Raw genomic sequence first — 18,527 nt, 5'->3', positions numbered from 1 at the left:
GGTGCAGCCTTTTTTGTTTCTACCGCGCCTGCAGCGCACCGATAATTCCCCGCCATGATCAAGCTGTTTGTAGGGCTCGGCAATCCCGGCCCCGAGTATGAGGACACCCGCCACAACGCCGGCTTCTGGTGGCTGGACGCCATGGCCCGCGACATGGGCGTGCACCTGCAGCCCGACCGCAGCTACTACGCGCTGATGGCCCGCACCAGCCACCTGGGCGAGCCCGTGTGGCTGCTGGAGCCGCAGACCTTCATGAACCTGTCGGGCAAGTCGGTGGGCACGCTGGCGCGCTTCTTCAAGATCAAGCCGGAAGAGATCCTCGTGGTGCACGACGAGCTCGATCTGCCGCCCGGCCAGGTCAAGCTCAAGAAGGGCGGCGGCCACGGCGGGCACAACGGCCTGCGCGATATCCATGCCCAGCTGGGCAGCCCCGACTACTGGCGGCTGCGCATAGGCATCGGCCACCCCGGCCTCAAGCACGAAGTGGCGAACTGGGTGCTGAAGAAACCCGCGCCCGACCAGCGCCGCCTGATCGAGGACAGCATCATCCACTCGCTGAAGGCCTACCCCGAGATGCTGGCCGGCCAGATGGACAAGGCCACGCTGCAGATCCACACCACCAAGCCGCCCCGGCCCAAGCCGCCGCGGCCAGAACCCGCAAATTGATAGCATCCAGCGCTTGCTGGATAAGCACCAGGGCCTAGTTTGGCTTGATTTCCTGCAGGCGCTGGTACTTCTGCCACAGCGTCTCCTGGCTTTCCTCGTACTGCGGGTTCACCGGGATGCAGGCCACCGGGCAGATCTGCACGCACTGGGGCTCGTCGAAGTGGCCGACGCATTCGGTGCATAGCGCCGGGTCGATCTCGTAGATCTGTTCGCCCATCGAGATTGCGTCGTTCGGGCACTCGGGTTCGCACACATCGCAGTTGATGCATTCGTCGGTGATCATCAGCGCCATGCCGGCCCCGCCTGAGAGTCGCAAAAAGGATGTGCCATGGGCGACATTATCGGCCCGCTGCGATCCTGCAATTGGTTGCATCCGCAATTGGCATGACGCCATGTAGGCGTTATGCTGCGGCGACTCTCTCAGTTCTACCGTCGATGGGCTTATTCCTTCTCAAGCGCCTGGCCACCCTGGTGCTCACCCTGCTGGGCACCTCGGTCGTGGTGTTCCTGGTACTGGACATCCTGCCGGGCAATGCCGCCCAGATGCTGATGGGGCCCGACGCCGCGCCCGAGGCCGTGGCCGAACTGGCGCAGCAGCTCGGCCTGAACCAGCCCGCCTGGGAGCGCTACACCCACTGGATGACCGGCCTGCTGCGCGGCGAGCTGGGCGACAGCTACAGCTACGGCTCGCCGGTGCTCGACCTGATCACCGAGCGCCTGGCGCTCACCGTGCCGCTGGCGGTGCTGGCCATGGCGCTGACCGTGCTGATCGCGCTGGCGGCCGGCATCTATGCCGCGGCCAACCACAACAAATGGGGCGACGTGGGCGTGATGGGCCTGGCGCAGCTGGGCATCGCCATTCCCAACTTCTGGTTCGCCATCCTGCTGATCCTGCTGTTCTCGGTGCGGCTGCAGTGGTTCTCGGCCGGCGGCTTTCCGGGCTGGACCGAGGCGGCCGGCGGCTCGCCGGGGGCCGCGCTCAAGGCGCTGCTGCTGCCGGCGCTGTCGCTGGCCGTGGTGCAGGCCGCCATCCTGGCGCGCATGACGCGCTCGGCCGTGCTCGAGGTGCTGCGCGAGGATTTCGTGCGCACCGCGCGCGCCAAAGGGCTGAGCCGCCGCGCCGTGCTGTTCGGCCACGTGCTGCGCAACGCGATGATCCCGGTGCTCACCGTGATGGGCCTGCAGTTCGCCAACCTGCTGGCCGGCACCATCGTGGTGGAGAACGTGTTCTACCTGCCCGGCATGGGCCGGCTCATCTTCCAGTCCATCGCCAACCGCGACCTGATGGTGGTGCGCAACTGCATCATGCTGCTGGCCGCGATGGTGGTGGTGGTCAACTTCGTGGTGGACCTGCTCTATGCGGTCATCGATCCCCGCATCAAGGCCCATGACATCTAGCATCCTGCGCGCGCTGCGCAACCGCAGCCTGGCCCTGGGCGCCGTACTGACCGCGCTGCTGCTGCTCGCGGCCGCCCTCTCGTACCTGTGGACGCCCTGGCCGCCGCTCGACATCAACCTGGACATCAAGCTGCAGCCGCCCGGCGGCGCCCACTGGCTGGGCACCGATGCCTACGGCCGCGACGTGGCCTCGCAGCTGCTGGTGGGCGCGCGCAGCTCCATCCTGGTGGGCGTGATCGCGGTGGGCATCGGCCTCACGCTGGGCACGGCGCTGGGCCTGCTGGCCGCGGCGCGGCGCGGCTGGGTCGAGGAAGCGATCATGCGGCTGGCGGACTTCAGCTTCGCCTTCCCGGCCGTGCTGTCGGCCATCATGCTGACGGCGGTGTTCGGGCCGGGCGTGGTCAACGCCATCATCGCCATCGGCATCTTCAACATACCCACGTTCGCGCGCATCACCCGCGCCTCGGCCAACGCCATCTGGGCGCGCGAGTACATCCTGGCGGCGCGCGCCTGCGGCCGCAATGCCTGGCAGATCACGGGGCAGCACGTGCTGCCCAACCTGCTGCCGGTGCTGATCGTGCAGGCCACGATCCAGTTCGCGCTGGCCATCCTGGCCGAAGCGGCGCTGTCGTACCTGGGCCTGGGCACGCAGCCGCCGCAGCCCTCGTGGGGCCGCATGCTGGCCGAGGCGCAGACCCTGATGTTCCAGGCGCCGCTGCTGGCGGTGTTTCCCGGCGTGGCGATCGCGCTGTCGGTGCTGGGGCTGAACCTGATGGGCGACGGCCTGCGCGACGTGCTGGACCCGCGCCTGGCGCGGAAACGTTGATACAAAAACAATAGCTTTTAGCGCTCTTCCCTGCTGAATTTCAAATACAAACACCTTTGAAACCCATGAATAACAAGCGCCAGCAGCTCACTTTTTTGCAGATGCCATGCCGCTGATCGACGTCCGCGACCTGAGCATCCGCCTGCAGACCCAGCGCGGCCCCGCGCTGGCCGTGCAGGGCGTGAGCTTCCAGATCGAGCGCGGCCGGGCGCTGGGGCTGATCGGCGAGTCGGGCTGCGGCAAGTCCATCACCGCGATGGCGCTGATGGGCCTGCTGCCCGAATCGGCCCAGGCCGGCGGCAGCGTGCGCTTCCAGGGCGAGGAGCTGCTCGGCCTGTCCGAGCGCCAGTGGCGCGGGCTGCGCGGCAACCGCATCGCCATGGTCTTCCAGGAGCCGATGACGGCGCTGAACCCGGTGCACACCATCGGCCGCCAGATCGCCGAGCCCATGCGCCTGCACCAGGGGCTGTCGGCCGCCGCCGCGCGCGAGGCCGCCATCGCGCTGCTGGCCCGCGTGGGCATCGCCCAGCCGGCGCAGCGCTTCGACGCCTACCCGCACCAGTTCTCGGGCGGCCAGCGCCAGCGCATCACCATTGCCATGGCGCTGGCCTGCGGGCCCGACCTGCTGATCGCCGACGAGCCCACCACCGCGCTGGACGTAACCCTGCAGCGCCAGATCCTCGACCTCATCAACGAGCTGGTGGCCGAGCGCAACATGGCGCTGCTGCTGATCTCGCACGACCTGGGCCTGATTTCGCAGAACGTGGACGACCTGCTGGTGATGTACGGCGGACGCATCGTCGAGTCCGGCGCCACGGCCGAGGTCTTCGAGCACATGGCCCATCCCTACACCCGTGGCCTGCTCGCGGCTCGCCCGAGTTTGACGCCGCGCGCGCCCGGCCAGCCGCGCCCACGTCTGTCCACCATCGCCGGCACGGTGCCCGAGCTGGCCGACCTGCCCGCGGGCTGCACCTTTGCCGGCCGCTGCCGCTTCACCCAGCCGGCCTGCCACGCGCAGGTGCCGCCGGCCGTGGCGCTGTCGGCGGCGCACCGCGTGTACTGCCTGCGCCCGGAAGCCTACGCGGAGGTGGCCACGCCATGAATGCCGCCATCACCTCTGCCCTGCTCGACGTGCGCGATGTCACCCGCACCTACACGCTGCCGCGCGAAAAGCTCTGGGCGCCCGCGCCCACGGTGCAGGCGCTGCAGGGCGTGAGCTTTGCACTGCAGGCCGGGCGCAGCCTCGGCGTGGTGGGCGAATCGGGCTCGGGCAAGTCCACGCTGGCGCGCATCGTGATGGCGCTGGACGCGCCCAGCTCGGGCCAGGTGCGCCTGCTCGGGCGCGACCTGCACGCGCTGCCGCCCGCCGAACTGCGCGCGGCGCGGCGCGACTTCCAGATGGTGTTCCAGGACCCGTACGGCTCGCTTGACCCGCGCCAGACCGTGGCCCGCATCGTGACCGAGCCGCTCGCCGCGGGCAGCCCCGCCGAGCGGCGCGAGCAGGCGCTGGAGGTGCTGCAGCAGGTGGGCCTGCGCACCAGCGACGCCGACAAGTACCCGCACGAATTCTCCGGCGGCCAGCGCCAGCGCATCGCCATCGCCCGCGCGCTCATCACGCGGCCGCGGCTGATCGTGGCTGACGAGCCCGTCAGCGCGCTCGACGTCTCGGTGCAGGCCCAGGTGCTGAACCTGCTGCAGGATCTGCAGGAGCAGTTCGGCATCACCTACCTGCTCATCAGCCACGACCTCGCCGTCGTCAACCACCTGTGCGACGATGTGGTCGTGATGCACCAGGGCCGCATCGTCGAGCAAGGCCCGCCCGGCGAGCTGCTGCAGCACGCCCAGCACCCCTACACGCGCCAATTGATGGAAGCCGTGCCCCAGGTTCGGCCGCGCCGGGCGCGCTAGAAAACACGCATAGCAATCCGCGCCGGCGCTGATATATTCAACGCCATACGCTATCTTTTTTGAGAACACGGGAGACCTCCATGCTGAACCGAAGAGCCCTGATCGCCACCGGGGCGCTCGCCACCCTGCCGCTGGGCCTGCCCGGGCTGGCCCATGCCCAGGGCAAGAAGAACACCCTGGTGCTGGGCCTCACGCTGGAGCCGCCGGGGCTGGACCCCACGGCCAGCGCCGCCTCGTCCGTCGGCGAGATCACGCTCTACAACATCTACGAGACGCTGACCAAGATCAACTCCGACGGCAGCGTGTCGCCGCTGCTGGCCGAGAGCTGGGAGGTCTCGCCCGACCTCAAGACCTACACCTTCAAGCTGCGCAAGGGCGTCAAGTTCCACAACGGCGAGCCCTTCAACGCCCAGGCCGTCAAGTTCTCGTTCGACCGCGCCGGCAGCGACAAGAGCACCAACAAGGACAAGCGATTGTTCGCCAACCTCAGCACCCAGGCGGTGGACGAGCACACCGTCGTGCTGCTGAACAAGGAGATCGATCCCGACCTGCTGTTCGAGCTGGGCCAGGCCACGGCCATCATCGTCGAGCCCAAGAGCGCCGAGAAGAACGCCACCGCCCCTGTGGGCACCGGCCCCTACAAGCTCGGCAATTGGAGCCGGGGCTCGGCCGTCACCCTCGCCGCCTGGCCCGACTACCGCCAGGTCGGCAGCATCCGCATCCAGCGGGCGACCTTCCGCTTCATCCCCGACGCCGCCGCGCAGGTGGCGGCGCTGCTGGCGGGCGACGTGGACCTGTTCCCGCGCGCCACGCCCCGCGGCATCGAGCAGTTCAAGACCAACCCGCGCTACCAGGTGCTGGTCAACGGCTCGCGCGCCAAGACCATCGTGGCCATCAACGAGCGCCGCAAGCCGCTGGACGACGTGCGCGTGCGCCGCGCCATCTCGGCCGCCATCGACCGCAAAGCCATCATCGCCGGCGCCGCCGACGGCCTGGGCGCGCCCATCGGCAGCCACTACGTGCCCGGCGCCTTCGGCTATGTGGACACCACCGGCATCAACCCCTACGACGTGGAAAAGGCCAGGAAGCTGATGGCCGAAGCCGGCGTGAAGACGCCGCTCACGCTGACCATGACGCTGCCGCCCGCGCCCTACGCGCGCCAGGGCGGCGAGATCGTCGCCGCGCAGCTCGCCAAGATCGGCATCGAGCTCAAGCTGCAGAACGTGGAATGGGCGCAGTGGCTCAGCGGCACCTACACCAACCGCAACTACGACCTGTCCATCATCTCGCACGTCGAGCCCTTCGACCTGGTGAACTACACCCGCAGCGACTACTACTGGGGCTACCAGTCCGAGAAGTTCAACGCGCTGTACAACCAGATCAAGACCGCCACCCGCCCGGCCGACCGAGCCCGCCTGCTCGGCGACGCGCAGCGCATGCTGGCCGAGGACGCGGCCAACGTCTTCCTCTACCAGGCGCAGTGGGTGACCGTGGCCAACAAGAACCTGCGCGGCCTGTGGAAGGACATGCCGGTGTTCGCCAACGACCTGTCCTCCTTCTACTGGGTGTGAGATGACTGCATTGCATGATTGGTCCGCCGGCGAGCTGCTGGCCGCCTACCGCGGGCGCAGCCTGTCGCCGGTGGAGGTGATGAAGGCGGTGATCGCCCAGGTCGAGCGCTGGGAGCCGCGCCTGTGCGCCACCTACCTGTACCGCCCCGAGCAGGCGCTGGAACAGGCCCGCGCCAGCGAGCAGCGCTGGCGCACCGGCACGCCCGCGGGACCGCTCGACGGCGTGCCCTGCACCATCAAGGAAAACATCGCCACCGCCGGCGACCCGGTGCCGCTGGGCACCGCCGCCGTGGCCCTGGTGCCCGCGGCCGCCGACGGTCCGCCAGCGGCGCGCATGCGCGAGGCCGGCGCCATCCTGTTTGCCAAGACCACCATGCCCGACTACGGCATGCTTTCGTCGGGGCTGTCGAGCTTCCACCCGCTGGCGCGCAACCCCTGGGACCTGAGCAAGGGCCCGGGCGGCTCCAGCGCCGGCGGCGGCGCGGCCGCGGCGGCGGGTTACGGCCCGCTGCATATCGGCACCGACATCGGCGGCTCGCTGCGCCTGCCGGCGAGCTGGTGCGGCATCTTCAGCCTCAAGCCCAGCCTGGGCCGCATCCCCATCGATCCGCCCTACACCGGCCGCGCCGCCGGGCCGATGACGCGCAGCGTGGCCGACTCCGCGCTGATGATGCAGGTGCTGTCCCAGCCCGACGCGCGCGACAGCATGAGCCTGCCCGCGCAGGACATCGCCTGGCACGAGGCTGCCGCCGCCACGCCGGCCTTCCTGCGCGGCCTGCGCGTGGGCCTGCTGCTCGACGCCGGCTGCGGCCTGCCGCTGGAGCCCGAGGTGCGGGCGGCCGTGGAGCAGAGCGCCCGATGGCTGGAGGCCGCCGGCGCGCAGGTCACGCCGATGCAGCCCTTCCTCACGCCCGGGATGCTGGAGGGCATGGACCACTTCTGGCGCATGCGCTCGCTGGCCGACCTGCAGGCGCTGAGCGACGAACGCCGCGCCCAGGTACTGCCCTACATCCGCACCTGGGCCGAAAGCGCCGGCGCCTTCAGTGCCCGCCAGGTGTTCGATGCCAGCCAGCAGTTCCACCTGACCCGCGTGGCCACGGTGCGGGCCTGCAGCGCCTTCGACTACGTGGTCTCGCCGGTGGCGCCGCACGCGGCCTTCGCCGCCGAATGGGCCTCGCCCACCAACGACCCGCTGCGCCCGCTGGAGCACATCGCCTACACCGTGCCGTTCAACATGTCGGAGCAGCCCGCGGCGTCGGTCAACTGCGGCTATACGGCAGCGGGCTTGCCGATCGGCCTGCAGATCGCCGGCCCGCGCTTCGACGACCTGGGCGTGCTCCGGTTCGCGCGCGCCTTCGAGCAGATCCGCGGCACGCAGAAGCCCTGGCCCCTGCCCTGAATATCAATTTGATAGCTTCTCGCGCTTGACAGACAAGGGCTAGAAGCCAAAAACACCTCAAACCTCCTCGCCGAACAGCGGCAGCGTGAACGGATCGTGCGAGGCCGGCCGGGGCGTCGCCTGCCGGGCCTCGGACTCGCGCACGCGCGCCCAGTCGGCCGCCAGCCCCTGGGCCTGCGCTTCCGCCTGCGGCAGCAGGTTGCCCACGCGCACGCCCAGCAGGCGCAGGCGCTGCGACAGCGGCGCGCGCTTGAGGCTCTGGCCCGCGGCATAGCGGATGGCCTGGGCATCATTGGTGTACAGCTGCAGGCTGTGGTCGCGCGTGGCGGTGCGGAAGTCCGCATAGCGCAGCTTGACGCCGATGGTGCGGCCCACATAGCCCTTGCGCTGCAGGTCGGCCGCCACCTGCACGCACAGCTCGGTGAAGATCGCACCCAGCTCGGCCTTGTCGCGCACCGCGTGCAGGTCGCGGTCGAAGGTGGTTTCGCGGCTCATCGACACCGGCTCGCTCTCGGTCACCACCGGCCGCTCGTCGCGGCCCCAGGCCGAGTCGTGCAGCCAGGCGCCGTAGGACTTGCCGAAGTGCTGCACCAGCCAGTCGCGCGGTTTGAGCGAGATGTCACCAATGGTGTGCAGGCCCAGCGCAGCCAGCCGGGCATCGGCCTTGGGGCCGATGCCGTTGAGCTTGCGGCAGGGCAGCGGCCAGATCAGCCGCTCCAGGTCGTCCGCCACCACGATGGACACGCCATGCGGCTTGTTGAACTCGCTGGCCAGCTTGGCCAGCTGCTTGTTCGGCGCCACGCCGATGGAGCAGGTCAGCCCCGTGGCCTCGCGGATGGCGCGCTGCAGCGCCAGCGCCAGCACGCGGCCGCCCTCCTCCTGGCCACCGGGCACCTCGGTGAAGTCGATGTAGACCTCGTCCACGCCGCGGTCTTCCATCTGCGGCGCCATCGCGGTGATGATGGCCTTGAACTGCCGCGAATACTGGCGGTAACGCGCAAAGTCCACCGGCAGCAGGATGGCCTCGGGGCACAGCCGCGCCGCCTTCATCATGCCCATGGCCGAGCCTATGCCGAACTGCCGCGCCGGGTAGGTGGCCGTGGTGATGACGCCGCGGCCCACATAGCCGGAGAGCCGCACGAAGGCCTCCACCGGAATCTGCTCCAGCCGCCCGCCATAGGCGGCCGCCAGCGCATCGTCCTCGCTGCGGCGCCCGCCGCCGATCACCACCGGCAGGCCCTGCAGCTGCGGATAGCGCAGCAACTCGACGGACGCGTAGAACGCGTCCATGTCCAGGTGGGCGATGCGGCGTGGGCGGGGCTCAGGCAAGGGCGTGGTCACGCCCGGATTGTCGCAGCGTCAATGGTCGTGGTGCAGGTAGGCGGCCTGTTTGGGCAGGCGCAGGCTGAACAGGAAGGCCACCACCATCATCGCCGACACATACCAGAAGAAGGCCGGCTCGTGCCCGGCCTTCTTCAGCGCCAAGGCCACGTATTCGGCGCTGCCGCCGAAGACCGCGTTGCCCACCGCATAGGCCAGGCCCACGCCCAGCGCGCGCACCTCGGACGGGAACATCTCGGCCTTCACGATGCCCGAGATCGAGGTGTAGAAGCTGACGATGGCCAGCGCTGCGACGATGAGCACGCCGGCCATCGCCGGCGAATGCACATGCTGCAGTGTGGTCAGGATGGGCACGGTGAACACCGCGCCCAGCGCGCCGAACAGCATCATCGAGCTGCGCCGGCCTATGCGGTCCGACAGCATGCCGAACAGCGGCTGCATGCACATGTAGAGGAACAGGCAGGCCGTCATCACGTAGCTGGTGGTCTTGACCGGCAGGCCCACGCTGTTGACCAGGTACTTCTGCATGTAGGTGGTGAAGGTGTAGAAGATCAGCGAGCCGCCGGCCGTATAGCCCACCACGGTGATGAAGGCGCCCAGGTGGTTGCGGAACAGGCTGGACATGGTGCCCGAGTCCTTGCTCGCCAGCGCCTCCTTGGACTGGGTCTCGTGCAGCGTGCGGCGCAGCAGCATGGCCACCACCGCCGACACGGCGCCGAACACGAAGGGAATGCGCCAGCCGAAGTCGCGCAGCTGCTGCTCGGTCAGCAGCGCCTCGAGGATGACGATCAGCAGCACCGCCAGCAGCTGGCCGCCGATCAGCGTCACATACTGGAACGACGAGAAGAAGCCGCGCTGGCCCTTGAGCGCCACCTCGCTCATGTAAGTGGCCGTGGTGCCGTACTCGCCGCCCACCGACAGCCCCTGGAACAGCCGGCACAGCAGCAGCAGGAACGGCGCCCAGGCGCCGATCTGCGCGTAGGTGGGCAGGCAGGCGATCACCAGCGAGCCGGCGCACATCATGGTCACCGAGATCAGCATCGACTTCTTGCGCCCGTAGCGGTCCGCGATGCGGCCGAACAGCCAGCCGCCTATGGGCCGCATCAGGAAGCCGGCGGCAAACACGCCCGCGGTGTTGAGCAACTGGGCCGTCGGATCGCCCTGCGGGAAGAACGCCGCCGCGAAGTAGATGGCGGAGAAGGCGTAGACGTAGAAGTCGAACCATTCCACGAGGTTGCCCGACGATGCCGCCATGATCGCGAAGATGCGGTGGCGCCTTTCCTCGGGCGTGTAGTGCGGAGCCCCGCCGGCGACGCCGGCGCTGGTCAGGGAAGATGTAGTCATTGCTTGTGATCCCGGTTGATGATCGGAACATCTTCCTCCCGCCATCCCGGCCCATCTGTCAGACAGCCGCCTGAGAAGGCGCGCCCCGCCGGCAGGCGGGAACCTCCCCCCATATCCATGATCCAACCAAGTGCCGCCGCACCTCGATGGCGGAAGGAGGTAGCAGCCATGAAACAGATGAAACATTGGCAGGATCCACTGAATGCCTTGCTGGGTGTCTGGTTGGCCGTGTCGCCCTGGGTCCTGGGTTACCAGGACCAGACGGCGGCCATGGTCAGCGGCGTGGTCGTCGGGCTGGCGCTGATCGCCGCAGCGCTGGGCGCGATCTTCATGCCCCGCGCCTGGGAAGAGTGGACCGAGGGCCTGCTGGGGCTGTGGATGGTGATCTCGCCCTGGATGCTGGGCTTCAGCATGCACATGGACGCCATGCGCAATGCCGTGGTCTCGGGCATCGTGGTGATGGCACTGGCCCTGTGGGTGCTCATCACCGACAAGGACTACAACAGCCTCTTCCACCGCGACGGCGCAGCGCATTGACGCAACCCTTGAAAAAACCGCCTCCGGGCGGTTTTTTCTTTGCGGCGCGCAGGGCTCACAGCTGCAGGCAGATCAGCACGATGCCCAGCACCATCAGCGCCATGCCCCAGCGCTCCTCGCGCCGCAGCTGCTCGCGCAGCAGGCGGCGCGACACCAGGTAGCTGAACACCACCTCGACCATGCCCAGCGTGCGCACCGCGGCCGCGCCCTGCAGCGCATAGGCGCTGAACCAGGCCAGCGACGCGGCACAGCCCAGGCCGCCGGCGAGCATCGACACCCGCCAGGCGCGCGCGATGCGCACCAGCACCTGCGGATCGCGCCAGGCGAACCATAGCCCCATCGACACCGATTGCATCAGCTGCGCGAAGAACACGCCCCAGGCCCCGGACAGCCAGGCGCTGGGGGCATTCAGCTCCACCGCCGCGCCGCGGTAGCCGATGGTGGCGATGGCGAAGCAAGCGCCGCAGACCAGGCCGTACATGGCCGACTTGCTGCGCCAGGCCGACAGCCCTTGGCCCTTGGGCGGCAGCGACAGCAGCACCACGCCCAGCGTGGCGATCACCATGGCCACGAGCGCGATGCGGCTGGGCAGCTCGTGCAGGAAGAGCGCGGCAAACAGCGCGATCTGCAGCACCTCGGTCTTGGACAGCGTGACGGCCACCGCAAAGTTGCGCTGCTGCATGGCCAGCAGCAGCGCGCCGGTGGCGGCGATCTGGGCGAAGGCGCCGAGCGCGATCCAGCCGAAGTACGCCGGCGTCCACGGCCCCACCTGCGGCGGATGCGCAGGCAACACGTACAGCAGCACCAGGAACAGCGCCGCCAGCGGCAGGCCGTAGAGAAAACGCACCAGCGTCGCGGCCCAGGTGCCCAGCTCGGACGTGAGCGAGCGCTGCGCCGCGTTGCGCCCCGTCTGCGCCGCCGCCGCGAACAGCACCATCACCACCCAGGCCCACTGGCTGCCACCATCCATAAGACTTGCTTCCGCTCGATTGCTTGTAACCAGCGCAAGCGTATGCGAAAACCCCGCTGCGCCGCACCCGCATTTGGCGAAGGAAGGTCGCGCCAACCAGCAGCAACACAGCAGCAAGGCACAAAAAAGGCTGCCAGCGCCCCTCGGGACCCTGGCAGCCGCTGTGGCTGGAAGTGCTGCGCTTACTGCGACCGCACGGTCACGTCCACGCGGCGGGCCGCGGCATCGGAGCCAGCACCGGCCGTGGCATCGGCCGGCTTTTCCAGCACGGTCTGCGCCTGCGCTGCGCCAGCGGATACCAGCGCGGCCTGCACGGCCTGGGCGCGCTGCTTGGACAGCTCGGCATTCTTGGCCGGATCGCCCGTGGGATCGTTGAAGCCCGACACCACCGCCTTCGCATCGCCATGCGACTGCAGGTAGGCCACCAGCGCCTTGGACTTGTCGGCGAACTCGGCTGCCACCTCGGTCTTGCCCGAGTCGAAGAACACCTGCAGCATCGGGATCTCATGCGCCACCGCGGCCACCACGGCAGCGCCCTGCGGCGCAGCCTGGCCGGCATCGGCGGCACCAGCGGCGGGTGCCGGTGCTGGCGCTGCGGCCGGAACGGGTTCAGGGGCAGGAGCCGGTGCCGCTGCGGGCGGCGACGAGGATGAGGGTCCGATCGATGCCTTGGGCGCTTCGGGCGCCGGTGCGGTCGATGCGGCGGGCGGTGTGTCGCCGCCGCTAGGCTTCTTGCCGCAATAGGCCAGGCCGCCCAGCACCACCGCGGCCACGATGGCCCAGGGCAGCCACTTGCCCAGGCCGCCGCCCGAGGCCGGCGGCGGCACCGGCACGGCCGGAGGCAACGGAACGGCGGGCGGGACCGGCACGGCAGGTGCGGCGGCAGCGGCGCCAGCACCCAGTGCGGATGCAGCACCGCCCAGCAGCGCGCCGTCGCCGATCAGCGCGGTCGCCTCTGCCGGCAGCACGGTGGGCACCGCCCCCGACGGCGTGAGCCGCGAGATCAGCTGCGGCACCACGAAGGCCAGCGCGGAGGTCACGGTTTCGCGCGACAGGTTCAGGCGCGAGACCAGCGACGGGATCAGGCCGCCGGCCGAGCCCAGCACCGATTCGAGCTGGGATGGCGTGGGCGATTCGGGTTCGACGGTGGCGCCGAGCCAGCTCTGCACCACCGAGCCCAGGCCGGCGGCGCGGAATTTTTCGAGGAACCCGGCCACGCCGCCCGAGGTGGGATCGGCCATGTAGGCCAGCACCATCTGGACCAGTTCCCTCCCCTTGCCCTGCAGGCCCAGGCGGTTCTCGACGTCTTGGATCAGCGCATCAAACATTGGCTTCCTCCGGTTCTTGGATCAGAAGAGCCAGTGTAGAAAGCGCTTGTGGCAAAAAAATGTAGGACAGATGCCCTATACCGCCGCCAAATCGCCTCGATATGACAACAATATTCAGCAAAACCGGCAAAACTTTCGCCGGCGCGTGCTCACCCCTGGTGGCAGACCGCCTCGATGTTGTAGCCGTCGGGGTCGAGCACGAAGGCCGCGTAGTAGCGGGCGTGGTAGTGCGGCCGCAGGCCGGGCGCGCCGTGGTCGGTGCCGCCGGCCTGCAGGGCCGCGCGGTGGAAGGCATCGACCTGCGCACGGTTCTTGGCGCGGAAGGCGAGGTGCACGCGCGGCTCCATCAGCGGCGCCGCCGCGATCCAGAAGGCGCCGGCCGGGTCGTCCAGCGGCGCGGGCTGCTGCGCGCTGTAGCCCACCGCGTCGTCCCGCACGCTGCGCTCGACCATGCCCAACGGCGCCAGCGCCGCGGTATAGAAGCGCCGGCTGCGGGCCAGGTCGCTCACATGGATGCCGGTGTGGTCGATCATGGCGGGCCTTCCACTATCAAAAAAGGAGCTGCTTGCGCTTTCTACACCTTGATTTCAGATATAAATTAATCTAAACCCATTGATGAGCAAGCGCTAGCCGCTATCAAAAAAAGAGAGTACATCAAGCAACAGGAGCCGTGGGATAAGTGCCCGGCCGCAGGATGGAGCGGTCCACGGTCTGGATACTGGTGTGGCCGCAGAAGGCCATGGTCACGTCCAGCTCCTTGTGGATGATCTGCAGCGCCCGCGTCACGCCGGCCTCGCCGAAGGCGCCCAGGCCATAGACCATGGAGCGGCCGATCATGGTGCCGCGCGCGCCCAGGGCCCAGGCCTTGAGCACGTCCTGCCCGCTGCGGATGCCGCCGTCCATCCACACTTCGAGCTTGTCGCCCACGGCATCGACGATGGCCGGCAGCGCCTCGATGGACGAGGGCGCGCCGTCGAGCTGGCGGCCGCCGTGGTTGCTGACCACGATGGCGTCGGCGCCGTGCTGCGCGGCCAGCACCGCGTCCTCCACCTCCATGATGCCCTTCAGGATGAGCTTGCCGCCCCACTGCTGCTTGACCCAGTCCACGTCGGCCCATGACAGGCGCGGGTCGAACTGCTCGTTGGTCCAGGCGGCGAGCGAGTTCATGTCCGACACGCCCTTCACATGGCCCACGAGGTTGCGGAAGGTGCGGCGCTGCGTGCCCGCCATGCCCAGGCACCACTGCGGCTTGGTCATCAGATTGATGATGTTCTTCAGCGTGGGCCGGGGCGGCGCGGTGAGGCCGTTCTTGATGTCCTTGTGGCGCTGGCCGATCACCTGCAGGTCGAGCGTGAGCACCAGCGCGCTGCACTTGGCGTCCTTGGCTCGCTGGATCATGCGGGCCATCGCGTCGCGGTCGCGCATCATGTAGAGCTGGAACCAGAACGGCGCCGTGGTGTGCTCGGCAATGTCCTCGATGGAGCAGATGCTCATGGTCGACAGCGTGAACGGGATGCCGAACTTCTCGGCCGCGCGCGCGGCGTGGATCTCGCCGTCCGCATGCTGCATGCCCGTGAGGCCCACCGGCGCGATGGACACCGGCATCTTCGCTTGCTGGCCCACCATGGCGGTGGCGGTGCTGCGGCCTTCCATGTTGACCGCCACGCGCTGGCGCAGCTTGATGGCCTGGAAGTCGGCCTCGTTGGCGCGGTAGGTGCCCTCGGTCCACGCGCCGGAATCGGCGTAGTCGTAGAACATGCGCGGCACGCGGCGCTCGGCGACCACGCGCAGGTCTTCGATGCAGGTCATTTTGGAAAGATCGGTCACTCGCACACCCTTGCTATGGCTGGTTGGGGGGGATGGCACAGGCCAAGCGGCCCGCGCAGCATGACATGCTACCCAGGGGCTGGCAACGCAGGTTGAATGTATTGCGCGGCCCGTTGAAAATTATTACATCCGCCCCGCAGGCCCAATGGCTTCACGCTGAAATACTATGAAAAAGTGAGCACGCAAGCGTCGGGCGCGCCACACCCTAGGGTTTTCCGCAGGCCGTTGATGAGGGCAACCTTTGCCATGATCCACCACCTTTGATTTTTTCAATCCCACAAGGAGAGGCCTATGGTTTGGCAACAGATATATGACCCGCTCGGCAACATGCTGATATCAACACTGCTGGCCGCCATCCCGGTCGTGGTGATGCTGGCGGCCCTGGGCTTCTTCCACATCAAGGCGCACATCGCCGCCGGCATGGGCCTCGTCGCCGCGCTGCTGGTAGCCGTCTTCGCCTACGGCATGCCGGCCGACATGGCGGGCCGCGCGGCCGTGCTGGGCGGGCTCACGGGCCTGCTGCCCATCGGCTGGATCGTGCTGAACATCATCTTCTTGCACCAGCTGACCGAGCAGAACGGCAGCTTCAAGGTGCTGCAGGATTCGCTGTCGGGCATCACCGAGGACCGGCGCATCCAGCTGCTGCTGATCGCCTTCTGCTTTGGCGCCTTCTTCGAAGGCGCGGCCGGCTTCGGCACGCCGGTGGCGGTGACGGCCGCCATCCTGATCGGCCTGGGCTTCTCGCCGCTGGCCGCCTCGGGCCTGTCGCTGATCGCGAACACCGCGCCGGTGGCCTTCGGCGCACTGGGCACGCCCATCATCACGCTGGCCAAGGTGCACGGCTACGACGTGATGGAAGTCACCGCCATGGTGGGCCGCCAGCTGCCCTTCTTCTCGCTGCTGGTGCCGTTCTGGCTGATCTGGGCCTTTGCCGGGCGCAAGGGCATGATGGAGATCTGGCCCGCCATCCTGGTGACCGGCCTGTCCTTCGCCATCCCGCAGTTCCTGGTGTCGAACTTCATCGGGCCGGAGCTGGTGGACATCATCGCCGCCATCGTGTCGATGGCCTGCCTGGTGGGCTTCCTGCGCGTATGGCAGCCCAAGAAGGTCTGGACCTCGCCGTCGCTGCGCGGCCATGATCCCAGCGCCCACGAAACCAAGCCGCCACAGCCCGTGGTGCGCCACAGCAGGCAGGCACTGATCGCCGCGTGGACGCCCTGGGTCATCCTGTCGGTGTTCGTGTTCATCTGGGGCCTGCCGCCGGTCAAGGCCTGGCTCAACAGCCTGTTCGCGCCGGCCTTCCCCATGGGCGGCCTGCACAACCTGATCGAGAAGATGCCGCCCGTGGTGCCCAAGCCCACCAAGGAGGGCGCGGTCTACACGCTGAACCTGCTGTCGGCCACCGGCACCGGCATCCTGCTGTCGGCCATCGTCAGCGCCTTCGTGATGAAGTACAACCCCGTCGCCATCGTGCGCACCTTCTTCAAGACGCTGTGGCTGGTCAAGTACTCGCTGCTGACCATCGTGCTGATGCTGGCGCTGGGCACCCTGACCCGCTACTCGGGCACCGACACCACGCTGGGCCTGGCCTTTGCCAACACCGGCGTGCTCTACCCCTTCTTCGGCACGCTGATGGGCTGGCTGGGCGTGGCGCTGACCGGCTCCGACACCGCGTCGAACGTGCTCTTCGGCGGCATGCAGAAGGTGGCGGCCGAGCAGCTCGGCCTGTCGGGCAACCTGATGGGCGCGGCCAACAGCTCGGGCGGCGTGATGGGCAAGATGATCGACGCCCAGTCCATCGTCGTGGCCTCCACCGCCACGCGCTGGTTCGACCATGAAGGCGACATCCTGCGCTACGTGTTCTTCCACTCCATCGCGCTGGCCTGCCTGGTGGGCCTGTACGTGACCATGCAGGCCTATGTCTGGCCGTTCACCATGATGGTCGTGCACTGAACGCCATCGCCCCATAAAAAACCCGAGGCTGCGAAGCCTCGGGTTTTTGCTTTTTTGGGCTACAGCGCTTGTCCAACAAGCGCCAGCAGCTATCTTTATGGAAGCAATCTCAGTGACCGCCGATGTAGATGAACTTGAACAGGAACACCCCGCCGATCACCCACACCATCCAGTGCACTTCCTTCACGCGGCCGGTCAGCAGCTTGATGGCAGCGTAGGTGATGAAGCCGAAGGCCAGGCCGTTGGCGATGGAGTAGGTGAAAGGCATCATCAGCGCGGTGATGACGGCGGGGATCGCCTCGGTGGTCTCGTTCCAGTCGATCTCGGTCAGCTCCCTGAGCATCAGGCAGGCCACGAACAGCAGCGCGGGTGCGGTGGCATAGGCCGGCACGACGCCTGCCAGCGGGGCGATGAACAAACAGGCCAGGAAGAGCACGGCCACGGTCAGCGCGGTCAGGCCGGTGCGGCCACCAGCCTGCACGCCTGCGGCGCTCTCGACATAGGCGGTGGTGCTGGACGTGCCCAGCAGCGAGCCGGCAAAGATGGCCGAGCTGTCGGCCAGCAGCGAGCGGTTCAGGCGCTCCATCTTGCCCGGCACCAGCAGGCCGGCGCGCTTGGCCACGCCCATCAGCGTGCCGGTGGCGTCGAACAGCTCTACCAGGAAGAACACCAGGATCACGTTCAGGATGCCGCCGGTCAGCGCGGCCTTGATGTCGAGTTGCAGGAAGGTCGGCTCGATGGACGGGGGCGCCGAGAACACGCCCTTGAACTCGTTGCCGCCCCAGATGAAGGAGCCGATGGTCACGGCCAGGATGCCGATCAGGATGGCGCCCGGCACCTTCAGGCGGTCCAGCGTCACGATCAGCAGGAAGCCCAGCGATGCCAGCACCACCGGCACCGAATGCAGGTCGCCCAGCGTCACGAAGGTGGCGTCCGACTTGGCGACGACGCCGGCGCTCTTGAGCGCGATCAGCGCCAGGAACAGGCCGATGCCGACGGTGATGGACACGCGTATCGACTGCGGTATGCCCTGGATGATGAGCTCGCGCACCCGGAAGATGGTCACCAGCATGAACAAACAGCCCGAGACGAACACCGCGCCCAGCGCCGCCTGCCAGGTGAAGCCCATGTGCAGCACCACCACGTAGGCGAAGTAGGCGTTCAGGCCCATGCCCGGCGCCAGCGCGATCGGGTAGTTGGCATACAGCGCCATGATGGTGGAGCCCAGCGCGGCCACCAGGCAGGTGGCCACGAACACCGAGCCCTTGGGCATGCCGGCGTCGCCGAGGATCGACGGGTTGACAAAGATGATGTAGGCCATCGTCAGGAAGGTGGTCAGGCCTGCAATCAGCTCCGTGCGTATGTTGGTGTTGTGCTCGCTGAGCTTGAACACCCGTTCGGTCCAGTTCATAGTAGTCTCCGTGTTGTTTTCACTGGGCGGCGCAACGGTGGAAAACGC

17 protein-coding genes are annotated in these 18,527 nt (G+C 68.1%); 9 read left to right on the top strand and 8 right to left on the bottom strand.

Going from position 1 to position 18,527, the window contains the following annotated elements; all coding sequences use genetic code 11:
* Window positions 1–54 precede the first annotated feature (54 nt).
* Complete coding sequence (pth, locus tag ACYVKR_RS23570) at window positions 55–666, top strand: aminoacyl-tRNA hydrolase (protein WP_460483419.1); 612 nt, start codon at window positions 55–57, stop codon at window positions 664–666.
* Between the two features lie 34 nt (window positions 667–700).
* Here the strand turns inward: pth and ACYVKR_RS23565 are convergent, their stop codons facing one another.
* Entirely contained in the window at window positions 701–958 is a 258-nt protein-coding gene (locus ACYVKR_RS23565) for a 4Fe-4S dicluster domain-containing protein (RefSeq protein WP_460483418.1), read from the bottom strand.
* A gap of 143 nt (window positions 959–1,101) precedes the next feature.
* Between ACYVKR_RS23565 and ACYVKR_RS23560 the strand changes: the two genes are divergently transcribed.
* From ACYVKR_RS23560 to ACYVKR_RS23535, 6 genes are all read left to right on the top strand, one after another.
* Window positions 1,102–2,064, top strand: a complete 963-nt coding sequence (locus ACYVKR_RS23560) for an ABC transporter permease (RefSeq protein WP_460483417.1) — start codon at window positions 1,102–1,104, stop codon at window positions 2,062–2,064.
* Window positions 2,024–2,890 carry an ABC transporter permease gene (locus ACYVKR_RS23555; RefSeq protein WP_460483416.1) on the top strand — a complete coding sequence of 289 codons (867 nt, stop codon included), beginning with the start codon at window positions 2,024–2,026 and terminating at the stop codon, window positions 2,888–2,890. Before ACYVKR_RS23560 ends, ACYVKR_RS23555 begins: the two co-directional genes overlap by 41 nt.
* 106 nt (window positions 2,891–2,996) lie before the next feature.
* Entirely contained in the window at window positions 2,997–3,992 is a 996-nt protein-coding gene (locus ACYVKR_RS23550) for an ABC transporter ATP-binding protein (protein ID WP_460483415.1), read from the top strand.
* On the top strand, window positions 3,989–4,798 hold the full coding sequence (locus ACYVKR_RS23545) for an ABC transporter ATP-binding protein (RefSeq protein WP_460483414.1): 810 nt from the start codon (window positions 3,989–3,991) through the stop codon (window positions 4,796–4,798). Before ACYVKR_RS23550 ends, ACYVKR_RS23545 begins: the two co-directional genes overlap by 4 nt.
* A gap of 80 nt (window positions 4,799–4,878) precedes the next feature.
* Complete coding sequence (locus ACYVKR_RS23540) at window positions 4,879–6,369, top strand: ABC transporter substrate-binding protein (RefSeq protein WP_460483413.1); 1,491 nt, start codon at window positions 4,879–4,881, stop codon at window positions 6,367–6,369.
* 1 nt (window position 6,370) lies between these two features.
* Window positions 6,371–7,768: an amidase gene (locus ACYVKR_RS23535; protein WP_460483412.1), complete on the top strand. Its 1,398-nt coding sequence runs from the start codon at window positions 6,371–6,373 to the stop codon at window positions 7,766–7,768.
* A 57-nt stretch (window positions 7,769–7,825) separates the two neighbouring features.
* Here the strand turns inward: ACYVKR_RS23535 and dinB are convergent, their stop codons facing one another.
* The gene (dinB, locus tag ACYVKR_RS23530; RefSeq protein WP_460483580.1) at window positions 7,826–9,058 is read right to left on the bottom strand and encodes a Y-family DNA polymerase; all 1,233 of its coding nucleotides are present in this window, start codon (window positions 9,056–9,058) and stop codon (window positions 7,826–7,828) included.
* Window positions 9,059–9,127: 69 nt separating this feature from the next.
* Window positions 9,128–10,453 carry an MFS family transporter gene (locus ACYVKR_RS23525; protein WP_460483411.1) on the bottom strand — a complete coding sequence of 442 codons (1,326 nt, stop codon included), beginning with the start codon at window positions 10,451–10,453 and terminating at the stop codon, window positions 9,128–9,130.
* Window positions 10,454–10,621: 168 nt separating this feature from the next.
* Between ACYVKR_RS23525 and ACYVKR_RS23520 the strand changes: the two genes are divergently transcribed.
* Window positions 10,622–10,990, top strand: coding sequence for an SPW repeat protein (locus ACYVKR_RS23520; RefSeq protein ID WP_460483410.1), 369 nt, complete (start codon window positions 10,622–10,624; stop codon window positions 10,988–10,990).
* Between the two features lie 55 nt (window positions 10,991–11,045).
* Here the strand turns inward: ACYVKR_RS23520 and ACYVKR_RS23515 are convergent, their stop codons facing one another.
* The 4 genes from ACYVKR_RS23515 to ACYVKR_RS23500 form a co-directional block, all read right to left on the bottom strand.
* The gene (locus ACYVKR_RS23515; RefSeq protein ID WP_460483409.1) at window positions 11,046–11,960 is read right to left on the bottom strand and encodes a DMT family transporter; all 915 of its coding nucleotides are present in this window, start codon (window positions 11,958–11,960) and stop codon (window positions 11,046–11,048) included.
* A gap of 182 nt (window positions 11,961–12,142) precedes the next feature.
* Window positions 12,143–13,288, bottom strand: a complete 1,146-nt coding sequence (locus ACYVKR_RS23510) for a YidB family protein (protein ID WP_460483408.1) — start codon at window positions 13,286–13,288, stop codon at window positions 12,143–12,145.
* A 149-nt stretch (window positions 13,289–13,437) separates the two neighbouring features.
* Window positions 13,438–13,821 (bottom strand): VOC family protein, encoded by a 384-nt coding sequence (locus tag ACYVKR_RS23505; RefSeq protein WP_460483407.1) that lies wholly within the window; start codon window positions 13,819–13,821, stop codon window positions 13,438–13,440.
* Window positions 13,822–13,942: 121 nt separating this feature from the next.
* Window positions 13,943–15,115: an alpha-hydroxy acid oxidase gene (locus tag ACYVKR_RS23500; protein WP_460483406.1), complete on the bottom strand. Its 1,173-nt coding sequence runs from the start codon at window positions 15,113–15,115 to the stop codon at window positions 13,943–13,945.
* A gap of 291 nt (window positions 15,116–15,406) precedes the next feature.
* Between ACYVKR_RS23500 and ACYVKR_RS23495 the strand changes: the two genes are divergently transcribed.
* Window positions 15,407–17,068 (top strand): L-lactate permease, encoded by a 1,662-nt coding sequence (locus tag ACYVKR_RS23495; protein WP_460483405.1) that lies wholly within the window; start codon window positions 15,407–15,409, stop codon window positions 17,066–17,068.
* Between the two features lie 109 nt (window positions 17,069–17,177).
* Here the strand turns inward: ACYVKR_RS23495 and ACYVKR_RS23490 are convergent, their stop codons facing one another.
* The gene (locus tag ACYVKR_RS23490; protein WP_460483404.1) at window positions 17,178–18,479 is read right to left on the bottom strand and encodes an NCS2 family permease; all 1,302 of its coding nucleotides are present in this window, start codon (window positions 18,477–18,479) and stop codon (window positions 17,178–17,180) included.
* Between the last annotated feature and the right edge of the window lie 48 nt (window positions 18,480–18,527).

Source organism: Comamonas humi (assembly GCF_054782535.1).
This window is presented reverse-complemented; position numbering and strand designations above follow the sequence as displayed.